The following is a 15,592-nucleotide window of genomic DNA, read 5'->3' as shown; positions in this document are numbered from 1 at the left end:
GGCAGCAGCTCGGCGGCTCAGCTCCGCCGAGCTGCCGCCGCACAGCCGGCGCTGTGATCGTCGACGACTCCGACGGCCTGGAGATAGGCGTAGACGATCGTGGTGCCGACAAAGGTCATACCGCGCCGTTTGAGGTCCTTGCTGAGCCGGTCGGACAGTTCGGTGCTCACCGGCAGCGGGTCGCCGGGGCCCGGTCTGCTGACGACCGGCGCTCCGCCGGCCCACTGCCAGAGATAGGCGTCGAAGGAGCCGAACTCCTCCTGGACGGCGAGAAAGGCGCGAGCGTTCTTCACCAGCGAGCGGACCTTGAGCCGGTTGCGCACGATGCCCGCGTCGCCGAGCAGTTCGTCCAGCTTGGCCTCGTCGTACGCGGCGATTCTCACCGGGTCGAAGCCGTCGAGCAACCGCCGGTAGTTCTCCCGTTTGCCGAGCACGGTCGACCAGGAGAGCCCGGCCTGGGCGCCCTCGAGTACCAGGAATTCGAAGAGATACCGGTCGTCGTGCGAGGGGCGGCCCCACTCCTCGTCGTGATAGGCGGCCATCAGGTCGGAACCGTTCGCCCAGGCGCAGCGCTGCTCTGCGTTCTTCATTCGGTTTCCTCGCAGTGGTGAGGGCGGGCCGACCACTATGACAGCAGCGGCGCTTTGCACCGGACCGCCGCCACCGGGCGCGCGGCGCGGCACACCGGGCCGCTGCCACCGGGCACGGAGTACCGGAACGCCGGGTGCGCATGGCACGGGGAGCGGGTGGCCCTCACACTTGACGGAGCGGGCACCTCGCTGTGTCGCGTTCTTCCGCCCCCACCCGAAGGCGAGGACAATCCACATGACTGCCACTTCCGCCTCTCAGCCCACTCGCGCCATGCAGGTCGCCGAGCCCGGCGGCACTTTCTCCCTGATCCGCACGGAAATGCCCACTCCTGGGCCCGGCCAGGTCCGGATCACCGTGGAGGCGTGCGGCGTCTGTCACTCGGACGCCATGATCCTCTCGGGACAGCTGCCCGGCACGTCCTTCCCGGTGACCGCCGGGCACGAGATCGCCGGACGCATCGACACCCTCGGCGACGGTGTGACCGGCTGGGCTGCCGGGGACCGTGTCGCCGTCGGCTGGTACGGCGGCAGCTGCGGCCACTGCGAGGCATGCCGTGTGGGCGACGGCGTCAACTGCCCGGAGCTGCAGATCCCGGGCGTCGCCTACCCCGGCGGTTACGCCGACGCGGTGGTCGTTCCCGCGGTCGCACTGGCCCGGATCCCCGACGGGCTGAGTGCTGTGGAAGCCGCCCCGCTGGCCTGTGCCGGTGTCACCGTCTTCAACCCGCTGCGCCGCAGTGCGGCACGGGCCGGTGATCTGGTGGCGATCCTGGGCGTGGGCGGACTCGGGCACCTCGGCGTGCAGTTCGCCGCCGCGATGGGCCTCGAGACGGTGGCCATCGCAAGGGGCGCCGAGAAGGGGAAGCTCGCTTCTGAGCTGGGCGCCCGCCACTACATCGACAGCACCGCCCAGAACGTCGCCGAAGAGCTGCAGAAGCTGGGCGGCGCGAAGGTTGTCCTGGCGACGGTCACGAACGGCGAGGCGATGGCCGCGACCCTCGACGGTCTCGGCAGGCGCGGTGAGCTGATCGTGGTCGGCGCGACCCCCGACGAGCTGAAGGTCAGCGGCCTTCAGCTCATCGCCGGTACGAAGAAGATCTACGGCCATGCGTCGGGCATCGCCGTCGACACCGAGCACACCCTGCGCTTCGCCGCGCAGAGCGGTGTCCGCTCCTGGACCGAGGAGGCGCCGCTGGAGGAAGCGGGGGAGGCGTTCGACAGGATGATGTCCGGCGCGGCCCGCTTCCGGATGGTGCTGACCACCGGCAACTGAGCCGTACACCCCCGGAATTCTCCCGCCAACTTCCGCTTGTGGCACGACAGTTGGCCGAGCCGCTGCGTGGCTTCGCCTTTGCGTCCGCACTGGATCCGCAGACCGGGTACGACGACACGGCAGCGCTCCTGCGCTACCTCGGGCGGCGCCCCGACTGGACGGCCTGACCGGCGCCGCCGCGGGCTGACCGCGGGCAAGCGGGTACGCCGGCCGTGGACCGTCCGCCGGGCGATCCGGTCGGCGTGCCGCCGCATCCGGGGACGGTCCTCGGGGAGGCAGCTCTCCCAGGGCCGGTCCAGCGCCGCCCAGCCGGCGGGCCGGCCGCTCTCCGGGCCGAGGGGACTTCCGGCGTCGACCACCGCGGCGTACGACAGGCTGAGTGTCGCGGTCCAGTCGGCGCGGAACGAACGCACCGCCACGGCGGCGGGCTCGTCGAGCAGAACCGCACGCACGCCGGTCTCCTCGAAAAGCTCCCGGGCAGCGCCCTGCCGGGGCGTCTCACCGGGCTCGGCCTTCCCGCCGGGCGGCACCCAACCCCGCCACCGGTGCTCCACCAGCAGCACCCGCTCCGGGGACTCGTCGAACACCCAGACCTCGGCAGCGAGCGGTCCCGGCAGGCAATCACCGGCCTCCGTGAGCCAGTTGCATGCGTCGTCGAACTCGGCAACCGCTCGTCGCGCGTCGGCCGGCGCGGCATCGAACGGCCGCGGGCCTGCCATGTCCCGGGTCACCCGTACGCGGTACGGGCAGGGTGCGACAGCGGCGCCGGGCGTGCGGATCAAGGAGTGCGGTCCGCCTGCGCTGACGCCACCACGGCACGCGCTCTGACGGCCGGGACCCCGGCCGTCATGAGCAGCGTGTTGGCCGCTGCCGCGCCGCCGTCGGCCGCCGGCAGCGCGCCCTCGTTCACCGCCTCCATCAGCCCGAACAGGGTCTGCTCATGCACGAAGGCGAGTGCGGACGACGGCAGCGGCGAGAGGAAGACACCTTCGTCCAGGCCCTGTTGGAGCAGATCGGCGCAGGCTCGCCGGACGGGGGCCAGGCGCTCCCTGATGCCCTCCAGGGTGACGCTGCGCTGGGCCAGTGCCACCAGGAGCCGGTGCCGGTCGGCGATCTCCCAGACCGCGAGGGTGGCGCGCGCCAGCGCTTCGGCCGGGTCGGTGACGCCCTCGCGACCGGAGGCGTGGGCGTCGGTGACGGCGGCAGCCGCGTTGTCGACGAGCGCCGCGACAAGGGCCTCTCGGCTGGGGAAATGGCCGTACACCGTGCGGCGCACCACGCCCGCCGCGCGCGCGATCTGGTCCATCGACGCATCCGGGTCGCGCAGCAGCTCGGTGAGTGCCACATCGAGGATGCGGCGGCGGTTGGCGTCTGCTCGTCCGGAGGTCACGGGTCCCATTTTGCACAGCGCCCGGAAGCGAGCTAAATTGCACAGCAGTGTGTAATTGCACAGCGATGTGCAAGTCGGGGAGAGGTGGAGCAGCATGAGTCCGATCGTGAAACAGCCGGTCGCCGAAATGGACGGGCCCTACCGGCGCCGCTGGTGGGCGCTGCTGGTTCTGTGCCTGAGTCTGCTGATCATCGTGATGGCGAACACCGCGCTGACGGTCGCCGCACCGGACATGACCCAGGACCTGGGACTCGGCGACGCGGACCTGCAGTGGGTCATCGACGGCTACACCGTCCCGTACGCCGCGCTGATGCTGCTGCTCGGCGCCATCGGCGACAAGTACAGCAGGCGCGGGGCACTCGTCATCGGGCTGACGGTCTTCGGCGGCGGGGCCGTCGCCGGATCCATGGCGGGCAGCGGGGCCGGAGTCATCGCGGCCCGGGCCGTCATGGGCGTCGGTGCGGCGATGATCATGCCTGCCACCCTCTCGCTGCTCGCCGCGACCTTCCCGCGCGCCGAACGGGCCAGGGCGATCGTCCTGTGGACGGCCACCGCCGGGCTCGCCATCGCCGCCGGGCCGCTGGTGGCGGGGGCGCTGCTGCGGGACCACGGCTGGTCCGCGACGTTCCTGATCAATGTCCCGATCACGGCGCTGGCCATCGTCGGAGCCCTGGTTCTGGTGCCGCCGTCCAGGGCCGGGCAGCACGGCAGGATCGATGTCGTGGGCGGCGCTCTGTCGGTCGTCTCCGTCGGCTCACTCGTCTACATGATCATCGAAGGCCCGCACTTCGGGTGGGGTGTCAAGGCCGTGACCGCCGCCGTGATCGCGGGCGCCGGCCTGATCCTCTTCGTGGTGTGGGAGCTGCGTCATCCGCGCCCGGTGCTGGACGTGCGGCGCTATCTCGACCGCGGTTTCGCCGGGTCCAACATCGCCGTCGCACTCTTCTTCCTGGCTGTCTTCGGCGCCTTCTACTACCTGACCCAGCACCTCCAGTTCGTCCTCGGCTACGACGCCTTCGAGACCGGTGTACGGATGCTCCCGCTGGCCGGAGCGGTCTTCGTCGGCTCGGCCCTGACCGGACTGCTCACGCCCCGCCTCGGGATGAAGGTGACGGTCACCGCGGGGATGGCCGGCGGTACCGCGGCGCTCGCCCTGCTCACCCGTATCGATGCGGGCTCGGGGTACGGGGACTTCGTCGCGCCGCTCGTCCTGCTCGGCCTGGCCATCGGTCTGGCCCTGTCACCCTGCACGGAGGCGATCATGGGCGCGTTCCCCGAGTCGGAACTCGGAGTCGGAGGAGCGGTCAACGACACCTCGATCGAGCTCGGCGGTTCCCTGGGCATCGCGATTCTCGGCTCGGTGCTGTCCGGTGCCTACTCATCGCACCTCGCCCACGCGGCCGGCGGCAGGCTTCCCGCGGGCGCGCTGAGTGCCGCGCAGGACTCGGTGGGGGCCGGGCTCGCAGTGGCGCGGAAGGCCGGCGCCCAGGCAGGGCCGCAGCAGGCACAGGCACTGGTGAACGCGGTGCACAGCGCCTTCGCCGACGCGGTCGCGCACACCAGCCTGGTCGGCGCGGTGGTCCTCGGGGTGGGCACCGTGATCGTGGGGGTACTCGTACCGGGCCGCGGGCGGCGAGAGGAGTCCGGAGCGCGGACGTCCGACGAGCGGATCACGGCTCCGGTCTGATGTGCCGGCCCCCGGTGCTTGCCTTGACGTCGGCGTCAAGGATTACCTTCGGGGCATGCGAATCGGCGAGCTGGCGGAGCGAGCGGGGACGACCACCCGCACCCTGCGCTACTACGAGTCCCGCGAGCTGCTGCCCGCCCGGCGGGCGGTGAACGGCTACCGCACCTACGACGAGGACGATCTGCGGCTGCTCCAGCAGATCAGAACCCTCCAGGACTTCGGGTTCGAGCTGGAGGACACCCGGCCCTTCGTGGAGTGCCTGCGTGCCGGGCACCCGGCGGGCGATCTGTGTCCTGCCTCGCTGGCCGTCTACCGGCGCAAACTCTCCGAGCTCGATTCGCTGATCGGACAGCTGCAGGGGGTCCGTGACCAGGTCGGGGCGCAACTGGCCCGCGCCGAGTCGGAGTTGCCTCAGGGTCCACAACCGCGCTGTGAACTGGTCCACCGGGAGGACGAGCAGAGATGATCCACGCAGATGGCATAGACGCCGTGACGGATGCCGACTTCGCAGTCGAGGTGCTGGAGGCGGACCGGCCGGTCCTGGTCGAGTTCACCGCCGACTGGTGCGGGCCCTGCCGTCAGCTCGCCCCGGTGCTGAGCGCGGTCGCCGCCGAAACGGCCGATCGCCTCAAGGTCGTTCAGCTCGATGTGGACAGCAACCCCGAGGTGATGATCCGGTACGGCGTGCTGTCGATGCCGACACTGATGGTGTTCCGTGACGGGGAACCGGTGAAGTCGATGGTCGGCGCGAGGCCGAAGCGACGCCTGCTCGAAGAGCTCGAGGACGTGATCTGAGCGCGGGTCCCGCGGGAAGCCGGCTGCGGGGCGGAGAACACCGCCTCCCCGTGGAGGCACCGCAGTCGGAGCGCGCAAATACCCCGGACGTGGAGACGTCCGGGGTATTTCCGGTGGGGATCCGGCCGGCCGGGCGGCCGGGCTCCTCGGCGGTGCCGGCCGCGACTAGGAAGCCGCGGCCGCGGCCGCATCCGCCGGCGTCGTGCTCAGCGGTGCCTCCACGGCCGGCTCGGACGCCGACTTGAGGACGTTCTTGGCGAACCCGAGCAGAGCGAGCAGGACGAACACACCGGCGGCGAAGAAGGCGTACCTCGGTTGTGTGAAGCTCAGCACGACTCCGCCCAGGAGGTATCCGGTGACCGGGCCGGTGTTGGAGACGGCACCCAGTGCGGCGAACGCCCTGCCCCGGTAGGCCTGCGGAACCCGCAGGTTGAGCAGGATGTGCGTCACCGTGGCCTGGGCCCCGTTGCCGAATCCGCCGAGCATGTAGAACGGGGCGATCCACCAGACGCTGGGGGCCAGCCCCGCACCCAGAATCCCCACGCCGATGCAGAGGAAGGAGCCGATGAGGATGAACTCGTGGCTCAGCCTCTTGATCCGTCGGACCAGCAGTGCTCCCGGTACGAGCCCCACCATCCAGGAGGACATGATCAGCCCGTAGACCTGGTCGGACGCGCCGAAGGTGTCGCGGACGTAGAAGACGATCAGGACGTTGATGATGCACGCGCATGCCATCACGGCGCCGCTCAGTACCAGCACGGCCCGCAGGAAGCGGTCGGAGGAGATCCGGTAGACGGCCTCCGCCGGCTGTGTGCCGTCGCCGGGCTGCGCAGCGCCACCGCGGTTGGGGTGCAGCCGGGTGGTGATGAGCAGGCCGCCGAGTGCCACGACCAGGAAGCTCACGGAGTCCAGGGCCAGCGGGATGGTCACCCCGAAATGCCCGGTCATGAAGCCGGCGACGGCCGGGGCGGCCACCATGCCGCCCATGGCGGTGGTCTGTGAGATCGAGGAGGCCCTCGGTACGTTCTCCTTGCCGACCATGGCCCCGGGCAGTCCGCCGAACACCGGGTGGGTGAAGGCCAGTCCGGTGGACAGCAGCACCGACAGAGCGATGAGCAGGGCAGGCGAGGACAACATGGTCATCGCCGCACAGACCAGGGCCTGCAGAGTGCCCACCGTCACGATCAGACGGCGGCTGTCGAACCGGTCGGCGAAGCGGCCCGTGAGGGGCGACAGCAGCACCGGCGGAACCGTCGCGGCCAGCAGCAGGGCCATGACCGCGTAGGCGCCCGCCCCGTTCTTCTGCAGCATCAGGGTGAGTGCCGTCGCTGCCATGATGTCGCCCGCGACCGACAGCCCGCGGATGCTCGCGAGAATGTACACGTCGCGCCACGCCGGGACCTGTGAGGGGCCGGGGTGGTGCTCCGTCGGCCGGGTTGCACTGTCAGCCATGGGGGTTCAGCTCCTCGTCTCTTCGGCGGCCTCGAGCACGCCGAGCCGGGCAAGTCCCTGTGCGGCGCGCAGGGAGCGGTCTTCGGGAACACCTGGGAAGAACCCGGCCGCGGTCACCGAGCCGCCGGCCTCCAGATCCCGCAGCACGGCTGCCACGGCGTCGGGCACTGCCAGCCGGTGGCCGCCGGTCCTGAGCACCGTCCTGCCTCCGTCGCTCTCCCCGATGTCCAGCGGCACCGTGCTGCGGCGGATACGGGTTCCGGTGCCGAACACGTCCACCGCGGAAAGCCGTTCGAACTCCCGCGGCCTGCTGGTGCTGCCGCGGCCACTCACCGTCAGACGCTTGATCTCGGACACGGGATCGATGTGGTGCAGCCTGTCCTGCAGCGTGCGCAGTTTGGCTGCCAGATCGAGAGCCACCGCGGACTCGTCGCCCAGGTACGGGAAGTCGTGGAAGTCGTCGTCGGCCAGGGCCTCCACCACCGTCTCGCGCACCAGGTCACGCCATCTGCGCGGCTCGACGATGACGGAGAGGTGGAGGGAGATCTCCTCCTGGGCGGCAGCGGCGTGCGGTGTGTTGTGCGGGATGTAGAGCACATCGCCGGGATGAAGCGTGATCTCGATACTCGGGTCGCCGAGCTCTTCCATGCTGTACGTCGCTTCATCGCCCCGGCGGACCGCCGGAGCGTCCCAGAGCTTCCAGCTCTTCGTGCCCTCGACCTGGAAGATGAACACATCCACCGGGTCGTGGTGCGGTGCGTACCCGTTCTTCAGAGCGGGAGTCAGGAACGCGACCGCCTCACTGCGTGCCGAAAAGGTGTCGGTGAGGACATCGAGCAGTCCCCGGACCGAAGGCAGAAAATGCTGCAGTGAATTCCAGGTGATGGTGCCGCCGGAGCGGAAGAGCTCGTACACCTTCTCGGGTATCACGGTCTCTGCCAGGGCGGCGCCCTGCGGGGTCACGGTGCGCGTATACGCCTTGGGCGATACCCCTTTGCCGTCCTTCGCTATCCGAAGGTACGAGGGGAGAACGGTCTCCATGGTGACGATGTCGTCCAGCTGGCGGACGGACAGGATGTCCTGGAGACGGCCCACAAGAGCGCCCTGCCGCAGGAGCGGCTTTTTGTTGAAGTACTCCGAGAAGAAGGCCGGTACATCACCGACCACATCCTCGAAAGTGTGGATACCCATCGTGTGTCGCCTCCTAGGGACCGTAACGGTTCCGGTTGATCCCGGCCGTCCATCCGGCTCACTCAGGCGTGAGCCGCGACCACTTCGAGGACTCCCAGCCTGGCGAGCCCCTGTGCGGTCTTCGCGGAGCGTTCCGCCGGCATGTCGGGGAAGACATCCGCCGCCCTCACCAGACCGCCTTCGACCAGACCGGCAAGAACCTCGGCGACCGGCGAAGGCACCGCGATCTTGTGTCCCTTGAACGACATCTGGGTGCGCCCGTTGTCGTTCGCGCCGAATTCGACGGGCACCTTGGTGCGCCGCAGCTGCGCATCCGGATTCACGACGTCGAGCTCCGCCGACGCTTTGAACGTGTCTCCCACCGGAATGCGCGCAGGCCGCCCGGGGTCGGTGTAGCGTCCGGTGTCCAGCAGCCGGTCGAGCTCCGATTCGGAATCGACGGTCTGCATCCTCTCCGCAAGAGAGGCGATCTTCCTGGCGAACTCGGACTCGACATCGGCGTCACGGGATTCCCCGATGTAGGGGAAGGTGTTGAACTCCGGCTCCTGCATCAGCGTTTCGACCGTCTGCTGCAACAGCTCTTTCCACATCCGCGGCCTGACCATGATGGACAGGTGGACCGAGACCTTCTCCTCGGCAGCGGCCGCGTGCGGGGTGTCGTAGGGGAGGTAGAGAACGTCACCCGGCTCCATCAGCACCTCGATCGACGGCTCACCGAGCTCCTCCTGGGTGTACGAGGCGGTCTCGGCAAGGCGCTCCGACGGGGAGTTCCAGATCCTCCACCGCTTGGTTCCCTCGGTCTGCACGATGAAGAGGTCGACCGGGTCGTGGTGGGCCGAGAACCCCTGCTTACCGGCCGGCGTCAGGAAGGCGACACAGTCGGTGCGGGCCCCGAACTTGTCGCTGATGACCCGGCAGAAGGAACGGAGCGACGGCTCGATGTGGTTGAGCGAACTCCAGACCAGAGTCGCGCCCGCGCGGTACAGCTCGTACACGCGCTCGGGCACGATGGAATCCGTGATGTCGGTTCCCTGGACGGTGACGGTCCTGGTGTAGCCCTTCTCGGGAACGCCGGTGCCCTTCAGGTTGATCCTGAGGTAGGGCGGCCGGATGATCTCCGAGTTGACCAGCTCGTCAAGCCTGCCGATGGAGAGAATGTCGCTCGGGTTGCCCTTCAGTGCGCCCTTGCGCAGCAGCGGCTTCTTGTTGAAGTATTCGGAGAAAAAGAGCTTCTCGTCCCCGACGAGGTCGCCGAACGTATAACTCTCCATGGTCACTCCATTCTGGTCCGTCAGCTTTTTGCAGATCACCAACGATTTTTGTCGATGTGGGCCCGGTCGTGGCCGGGCAGTGCCCGCGGTAGAGGGGGGCCAAGGTCGGCCCCCCTCCACCGCGGCGGCAATTACTGAATGTTGACGTAGTACGACGCGGCGAGGGTCTCGGCGGCGGTCTCGATGAACTCGATGTCGCTCATGATGTTCTCCATTCAGGTTTGGTTAGTTCGTGGAATGACACGTCATGCAGTTCGCTGCCCGCAGTGGCCGGCTGCCCGTTGGGTGGCCCGCACTGCGGTAGCAATTACTGAATGTTGACGTAGTACGACGCGGCGAGGGTCTCGGCGGCGGTCTCGATGAACTCGATGTCGCTCATGATGTTCTCCATTCAGGTTTGGTTAGTTCGTGGAATGACACGTCATGCAGTTCGCTGCCCGCAGTGGCCGGCTGCCCGTTGGGTGCCCCGCACTGCGGTAGCAATTACTGAATGTTGACGTAGTACGACGCGGCGAGGGTCTCAGCGGCGGTCTCGATGAACTCGATGTCGCTCATGATGTTCTCCTTTGTCTTCTGCATTCCCCCGAGCTGTTGTGCTCGGTTCGATATTCATATTGGGGTGCCCGTGACCGGGTGTCAATCAATGCGATTACGGAGCGGCTTCGGGGCCGTTCATTCACCGGCTCCGAACTGCCGGCGGGCGTGCAGGGGCGGGAATTACGCGGCAAACCCGGCGTTCAACTGAGGAAAATCGGCACTTGGACAATTCATCCGCCACGTACCCGGGCATGACTGATCCGCCGCCCGGGCGTGCTGGTTGCCCCGCCCGGACGGCGGATCGGATGACGATGCGGTGGTGCGGCTCAGGCGCCTACGGTGCCGTCGATCCCTTCGCGGATGAGGTCGGCGTGACCGTTGTGCCGGGCGTACTCGTGAATCAGATGGAACATCACCAGGCGCAGGGACACGTCCTCCCCGCCCTTCGGCTCATAGACGGTCACATCGAGGGACTCGGCCTTCTCCTCGATACGGCGGGCGTGCTCCACCTCCGTCTCCCAGGCGCTGAACGCCTCGGCCCTGGTGGACGTGCTCGCGTCGTAGGCCACCTGGAAGTCCCTGCTGTCCGACCAGACGAGAGGGATGTCCTCCCCGTCGAAGATCCGGCGGAACCACGCCCGTTCCACCTCGGCCATGTGCCGTACCAGACCGAGCAGGGAGAGTGTCGAGGGTGGCATCGACTGCCGGCGCAGCTGCTCGTCGGAGAGGCCGTCGCACTTCATGGCCAGCGTCGAGCGGTGGTAGTCGAGGAAAGCGCGGATCATCTCCCGCTCACCCGCGACCGCGGGCGGCGGGATGCGTTCGGTTGTCACTGCTTGTTCCTTTCGGCCGGCGAGGCCGGCGTTGAACGTCCGACGTGATGCGTCTACGTATACGGGGCCACCGGTCCCCGCGGGGCCCGGAGCAGGAAGAAAGCGGGCTGATGGCGATGCCCGATGGTGCCCCCGCGCGGCCGGACGCCCGTGCCGGCGTCGGAAGCGGGCACGGGCGTCCGCGAATCCCGCGGATCCGCGGATCGGGACGGGGAGCTCAGCCGCCGGACGGCTTCGGGCCGTTGTCCCGGCGGAACTCGTCGAGGTTCTTCTTGAACCCCGGGTCGGCGGCGGCTATCCGCTCCGCGAGCAGATTGACCCGGTTCGGGGTGTACGTCGCGGGATCGCTGAGCAGTTGGGGGGTACCTGTGAGGAGCATCAGGCTCTCCTCCGTGTAGCCGCGCTCCAGCCAGGAGGCCCAGATCGCCGTGTGCTCCTCCTCCTGGCCCGTGAACCAGTGATCCTGGCGCGGCCGTGGGCCGGCCGGAACCTCGGCGGGCGGCACGGACTCGTCCGTACGCAGGACCACCCGCCGGCCCCCCAGGTACGCGATCCTGATGCCCTTGCGGACACAGAAGGTGAGAGCCTCGGCGGCGGTGTCGACGATCGGCTCGCCCCGGTCGTTCAGGGACGTGTTGCACACGATCGGCACGCCGGTGGCGGTGCGGAACTCGTCAATGGCCCGGTACAGCAAGGGGTTCGCCTGCGCGGTGAGGGTCTGATGGCGGGCCGACCCGTCCAGATGCAGAATGGCCGGGACCTTGTCCTGGACCTCCTCGCGGACCTGCACGGCCTCCAGCATGAAGGGCGAGGGCCGGCTCTGGTCGAACCACTCACCGACATGTTCGAGCAGCACGATGGGGGCGACCGGCCGCCACCACTGACGGTGCTTGTACTCGTTGAGGAGATCCTTCACCTTCTCCGAGCGGGGGTCGCCCAGCAGGCTGCGGTGGCCGAGTGCGCGCGGCCCCATCTCGGCGGCGCCGTCCACCCACGCCACCACGTCGTCGGTCAGGTCCTCGACGAACTGCTCGGGTGAGAAGTCGTCCACCTCGGCGATCCAGGGCGCGAACTCGGCCAGCGCGGCGTCGGTGTCCCGCAGTTCACTGCCGTAGTAGGCCGTCTCGATGACCAGGTCCGCGTCGTCGAAGGCCCCGGTTCCGTAGAGCCCCAGCAGGCCGAGACCGAGGGCCTCCCCCGAGTCGTTGGCGCACGGCGGGGCCAGCAGACCGCGGAAGCCGAAGCGGTTCAGCGACAGCGTGTTGGTGGGGCAGTTCAGCGCGAACCCGCCGCTCATCGAGAGATGGCAGTCCTCGGTGCGCACGCCGCCCAGATGGCTCAGCTGCTCGATGTTGCGGGCGATGATGAGGTCGCAGCAGCTCTGCACCACCTTCATGACCGCGCTCTGCAGGTTCTCATCCGCCGTGAAGCGGTTGTCGGGGGACTGCCCTTCCAACTGCCGCTCCGCCTCGGCGATGACCGCGTTGAGCAGACCGAACGCCGCCGGCCAGGGCGGAACCCGGCCGCCGGTGAGCTTCAGGTCGGCGATCGCGGCGGCCGCGTCGAAGGTGATCTCGGCACGGGACGCGGACGCGAGTGCCATCAGGGTGCCCGGTTCCTTGCCGAACAGCCGGTCCGCCGCGTGGTACAGCGGCGCGGGGGAGTCCACCGGCGCGAAGGTCAGGCGGCCTCCGACGGAGATGCAGCCCGCGTAGTCGTGCGCGGGACGCTGGTCCTCGAGGACCAGGTCCGGCGCCGCGTCCACCGCCATGGCGATGATGTTCTGCTCCTTGAAGATCCTGGTGTCCAGCAGTAGTCCGCTGAACAGGTGCGCCAGGGTGTGCAGGGCGAAGTCCTCGGCGCCGGCCGGAATCGGGAGCGGGCTGTGGGCGGGGAGCCCCGGGGTGCCCCAGGTGGTGCGGATGTCGGCGAGGGTCAGTCCCTCGGTCTCGAGGAGTCCGTTCAGGAACGCTTCGGCACGGGCCGGTGTGTACAGCGGAGCGGAGTGGTGCTTGCGTCCGCTGATGCGCTCGAACTCCCAGTGCCGGACCAGCTGAACGGCATTCGCCGTCCGCCGCCACAGGGACACGTTGTGATCATGACGCGGGGACACCACCGAGCGTTCGCCGGGCGGAGTCATGTAAGCGGAGAGAAAATAGTCCTCGACGCGGGAATTCACGGTGGCTTGCCTCATTTCTGATCGACTCGACGTTCTGGGTTCATGGCTCGTCATGGCCGGGATCACGACATCAGGAATTGATGGCATGCCAGTCGTGCTGCGTCGGCGTGATCTCCACGGTCTGCCGGAGGCGGTTCGCCCCGGCTCCGGCAGACCGCTCTGCCGTCACAGGTGGCGCGCCCACCACTCCAGAATTGCCTCGTAGCGCGCGAGCCGGTGACTGGGAAGTCCGGTGCGTGACATGTCGTGGCCCTCGCCGGGAAACAGCAGCAGCTCGACGGGCACGCCCCGCATCTTGAGCGCCACGAACATGCGCTGGGACTGTTCCATCGGGGTGTGCCGGTCCTCCTCCGACTGGATCAGCAGCATGGGCGTACTGATCTGGTCGACATAGGTGAGCGGGCTCGCGTCCGCCCAGCGCTCGGTGTCGGGACCGTAGAGCGCGATCGAGTTGTTGACGCCGTCGTCCGCCGATGCGAAGTGGCTGTCGATCGCGTAGCAGCCGCGTTCACCGATCGTGGCCCGGAACCTGTCGCCGTGATGGGCCGCCATCCACGCGGACATGTAGCCGCCGAACGAACCGCCCTGGGTGCCGACGCGGTCGCTGTCCAGGTCCGGGGCCTCCAGCGCCGCGTCCAGCAGCGTCAGGAGATCCTTCGCTGTCCTGCGGGGGAGGTCGGCGAGTGCGTACATGCCGTGCGCCTGGCCGTAGCCGGACGTACCGCGCGGGTTGCCCAGGACGACCGCGTAACCGGCGCTCGCGTAGACCTGCGCCTCCTCGAAGGAGGCCGGCCCGTTGAGGGTGTATCCCCACTGGGTGAAGGGTCCGCCCTTGAGCTGCAGGATGACGGGGTGCGGGCCCTCGCCTGCCGGACGCACCACCCAGCCGTGCAGTTCGTAGCCGTCGTCCCCGGTCGCGGTGAACTCCTCCACCGGCAGGAGCGAGGCCCGGGAGCGGAGCTCGCTGCCGAACGAGGTCACTTCGCGCTCGACCCCGTTGCGTACCAGTACGAGGTCGCCCGCGCTTCCGGCGCTGGAGACCACGGCCGCCACCGTCACACCGTTCGGCCCTTCGGCGACGGCGTACCCGTTCACCTGCCGGTGCCCGGTGAGTACGGGCTTGGGCTCGGCGCCGTCGTAGGGCACCAGCACCAGGTTGACCTCGCCCTGGTGGTCGTTGGCGAAGTAGACGCCCTCGTTGCCGGGAACGATCATCTGGCTGGCGAAGCTCAGGTGGTACGGCTCGGGGTCGGTGAGCCGTAGCGGCGGGGCGGATCCGTCGACGAGTACGGTCCAGAGCCCGAAGCTGCTGGTCGCGAACGCGCGGTTCTCCGCGTTGAGCGGCTCGGCCGCGAAGACGACGTTCCGGCCGTCGGGGGTGAACCGTGGGCAGCCGAGGACCAGTCCGCCACTGGTCAGGGCGCGCAGGCCGGTGCCGTCGGGAGCGCTCAGCCAGATGTCGTTCCTGAGGTCGTCGGCGTGCGTCTCGTGCCGGCCGGCGACGAACGTCAGCAGTTCCCCGTCCGGGCTCCAGGCCACGTCCGAGTGGTCGTACTCGCCGCTGGTGACCTGAGTGGTGGTCAGTTCTTCGCTGAACGGGTCAGTGACGAAGACCTGACGCGGCCGGTCGAAGGTGTAGCCGAATCCGTCCGCCATGAAGCGCAGGGTGGTGATCCTCCGCGGTGCCTCGTTGGCCGCCGGCACGCCCTTCTGGTAGCGGCCCGGCTGGGGGACGCGCGAGGTGTAGGCGATACGGCGGGAGTCCGGGCTCCAGACCGGCTGGCCGGCGCCCATCGGCAGCGAGGTGACCGGGAAGGCGTCGCCGCCGCCCATCGGCATCAGATGCACCTGGCCCGAGCCGTCCGGCCCCGGCCGCTGGAACGCGAGCCAGCGCCCGTCGGGGGAGAAGGCGGGTGCACCGTCGTACGGACCCCGGGTGAGCCGGCGGGCCGGGGCGGTCCCGTCGGTCTCCGCCAGCCAGAGTTCGTTGACGTTCTCGTCGAGGTTCAGGTCGGGGCGGGTGACGCCGACGACCGCGTACCGTCCGTCGGCCGAGAGCGTCGGCCGGCCCAGCACGGGAAGCAGGCTGATATCCGTAGGTAGCATGCACCGAAGTTATTGGCGGCCCATTCGGGGCGTCAATCAAAGGGGTTGGACAATTCAATTCCGTTGATCTCGTACGAGCTTTTGCGGCGTGCCGCACGTACCTGCTCGAACTGCCTGTTCAACTGCGGAAAATGAGCAGTTGAACAACGATCAGGGGTGCGGATGTGTTGCCTTGACATAAATCTCGGTGCGCATGAAGTCTCTAACGACCCTCCGGAAAACCGGGGCGGCAATCAGAAGAGGCACGGGGGTAATCCCCGGGATACCGCTGGTCCCCGGCGGGCCACA

13 protein-coding genes and 1 pseudogene are annotated in these 15,592 nt (G+C 68.7%); 5 read left to right on the top strand and 9 right to left on the bottom strand.

The window, feature by feature from the left end; translation table 11 throughout:
• Positions 1–17 precede the first annotated feature (17 nt).
• Positions 18–590, bottom strand: a complete 573-nt coding sequence (locus OHS16_RS08855; RefSeq protein ID WP_328536620.1) for a DNA-3-methyladenine glycosylase I — start codon at positions 588–590, stop codon at positions 18–20.
• 235 nt (positions 591–825) lie between these two features.
• Here OHS16_RS08855 and OHS16_RS08850 point away from each other — a divergent pair, with 235 nt between their 5' ends.
• Both OHS16_RS08850 and OHS16_RS08845 read left to right on the top strand, forming a co-directional pair.
• Positions 826–1,863: an alcohol dehydrogenase catalytic domain-containing protein gene (locus tag OHS16_RS08850; protein ID WP_328536619.1), complete on the top strand. Its 1,038-nt coding sequence runs from the start codon at positions 826–828 to the stop codon at positions 1,861–1,863.
• A 38-nt stretch (positions 1,864–1,901) separates the two neighbouring features.
• Positions 1,902–2,030, top strand: coding sequence for a hypothetical protein (locus OHS16_RS08845; RefSeq protein WP_328541061.1), 129 nt, complete (start codon positions 1,902–1,904; stop codon positions 2,028–2,030).
• A 324-nt stretch (positions 2,031–2,354) separates the two neighbouring features.
• Here OHS16_RS08845 and OHS16_RS08840 read toward each other — a convergent pair.
• Positions 2,355–2,582, bottom strand: a pseudogene (locus OHS16_RS08840) (NUDIX domain-containing protein); the annotation flags it as partial.
• 59 nt (positions 2,583–2,641) lie between these two features.
• Entirely contained in the window at positions 2,642–3,262 is a 621-nt protein-coding gene (locus OHS16_RS08835) for a TetR/AcrR family transcriptional regulator (protein WP_328536618.1), read from the bottom strand.
• Between the two features lie 85 nt (positions 3,263–3,347).
• Here OHS16_RS08835 and OHS16_RS08830 point away from each other — a divergent pair, with 85 nt between their 5' ends.
• From OHS16_RS08830 to trxA, 3 genes are read left to right on the top strand one after another with little or no spacing between them, the layout of a single operon-like run.
• Positions 3,348–4,940 (top strand): MFS transporter, encoded by a 1,593-nt coding sequence (locus OHS16_RS08830; RefSeq protein ID WP_328536617.1) that lies wholly within the window; start codon positions 3,348–3,350, stop codon positions 4,938–4,940.
• 55 nt (positions 4,941–4,995) lie between these two features.
• On the top strand, positions 4,996–5,406 hold the full coding sequence (locus OHS16_RS08825; RefSeq protein ID WP_328536616.1) for a MerR family transcriptional regulator: 411 nt from the start codon (positions 4,996–4,998) through the stop codon (positions 5,404–5,406).
• Positions 5,403–5,735: a thioredoxin gene (gene trxA / locus OHS16_RS08820; protein WP_328536615.1), complete on the top strand. Its 333-nt coding sequence runs from the start codon at positions 5,403–5,405 to the stop codon at positions 5,733–5,735. The genes OHS16_RS08825 and trxA overlap by 4 nt, the downstream gene beginning before the upstream one ends.
• A 165-nt stretch (positions 5,736–5,900) precedes the next feature.
• Here trxA and OHS16_RS08815 read toward each other — a convergent pair whose 3' ends face one another.
• From OHS16_RS08815 to OHS16_RS08790, 6 genes are all read right to left on the bottom strand, one after another.
• Positions 5,901–7,187: an MFS transporter gene (locus OHS16_RS08815; protein ID WP_328536614.1), complete on the bottom strand. Its 1,287-nt coding sequence runs from the start codon at positions 7,185–7,187 to the stop codon at positions 5,901–5,903.
• 6 nt (positions 7,188–7,193) lie between these two features.
• Entirely contained in the window at positions 7,194–8,378 is a 1,185-nt protein-coding gene (locus tag OHS16_RS08810) for a cupin domain-containing protein (protein ID WP_328536613.1), read from the bottom strand.
• A 62-nt stretch (positions 8,379–8,440) separates the two neighbouring features.
• Positions 8,441–9,649, bottom strand: a complete 1,209-nt coding sequence (locus tag OHS16_RS08805; RefSeq protein ID WP_328536612.1) for a cupin domain-containing protein — start codon at positions 9,647–9,649, stop codon at positions 8,441–8,443.
• Between the two features lie 863 nt (positions 9,650–10,512).
• A complete protein-coding gene (locus tag OHS16_RS08800; protein WP_328536611.1) occupies positions 10,513–11,019 on the bottom strand; it encodes a DinB family protein in 507 nt (168 codons plus the stop codon).
• A gap of 217 nt (positions 11,020–11,236) precedes the next feature.
• A complete protein-coding gene (locus tag OHS16_RS08795; RefSeq protein ID WP_328536610.1) occupies positions 11,237–13,198 on the bottom strand; it encodes a carbamoyltransferase C-terminal domain-containing protein in 1,962 nt (653 codons plus the stop codon).
• Positions 13,199–13,363: 165 nt separating this feature from the next.
• A complete protein-coding gene (locus OHS16_RS08790) occupies positions 13,364–15,304 on the bottom strand; it encodes a S9 family peptidase (RefSeq protein ID WP_328536609.1) in 1,941 nt (646 codons plus the stop codon).
• Between the last annotated feature and the right edge of the window lie 288 nt (positions 15,305–15,592).

The organism is Streptomyces sp. NBC_00344, assembly GCF_036088315.1.
Taxonomy (GTDB): Bacteria; Actinomycetota; Actinomycetes; order Streptomycetales; family Streptomycetaceae; genus Streptomyces.
This window is presented reverse-complemented; position numbering and strand designations above follow the sequence as displayed.

Excerpts from the sequence above, each read along its gene's own strand:
- OHS16_RS08830 (WP_328536617.1), top strand. The coding sequence starts at position 3,348 with ATGAGTCCGATCGTGAAACAGCCGGTCGCCGAAATGGACGGGCCCTAC.
- OHS16_RS08805 (WP_328536612.1), bottom strand. The coding sequence starts at position 9,649 with ATGGAGAGTTATACGTTCGGCGACCTCGTCGGGGACGAGAAGCTCTTT.
- OHS16_RS08825 (WP_328536616.1), top strand. The coding sequence starts at position 4,996 with ATGCGAATCGGCGAGCTGGCGGAGCGAGCGGGGACGACCACCCGCACC.
- trxA (WP_328536615.1), top strand. The coding sequence starts at position 5,403 with ATGATCCACGCAGATGGCATAGACGCCGTGACGGATGCCGACTTCGCA.
- OHS16_RS08855 (WP_328536620.1), bottom strand. The coding sequence starts at position 590 with ATGAAGAACGCAGAGCAGCGCTGCGCCTGGGCGAACGGTTCCGACCTG.
- OHS16_RS08815 (WP_328536614.1), bottom strand. The coding sequence starts at position 7,187 with ATGGCTGACAGTGCAACCCGGCCGACGGAGCACCACCCCGGCCCCTCA.
- OHS16_RS08790 (WP_328536609.1), bottom strand. The coding sequence starts at position 15,304 with ATGCTACCTACGGATATCAGCCTGCTTCCCGTGCTGGGCCGGCCGACG.
- OHS16_RS08850 (WP_328536619.1), top strand. The coding sequence starts at position 826 with ATGACTGCCACTTCCGCCTCTCAGCCCACTCGCGCCATGCAGGTCGCC.
- OHS16_RS08835 (WP_328536618.1), bottom strand. The coding sequence starts at position 3,262 with ATGGGACCCGTGACCTCCGGACGAGCAGACGCCAACCGCCGCCGCATC.
- OHS16_RS08810 (WP_328536613.1), bottom strand. The coding sequence starts at position 8,378 with ATGGGTATCCACACTTTCGAGGATGTGGTCGGTGATGTACCGGCCTTC.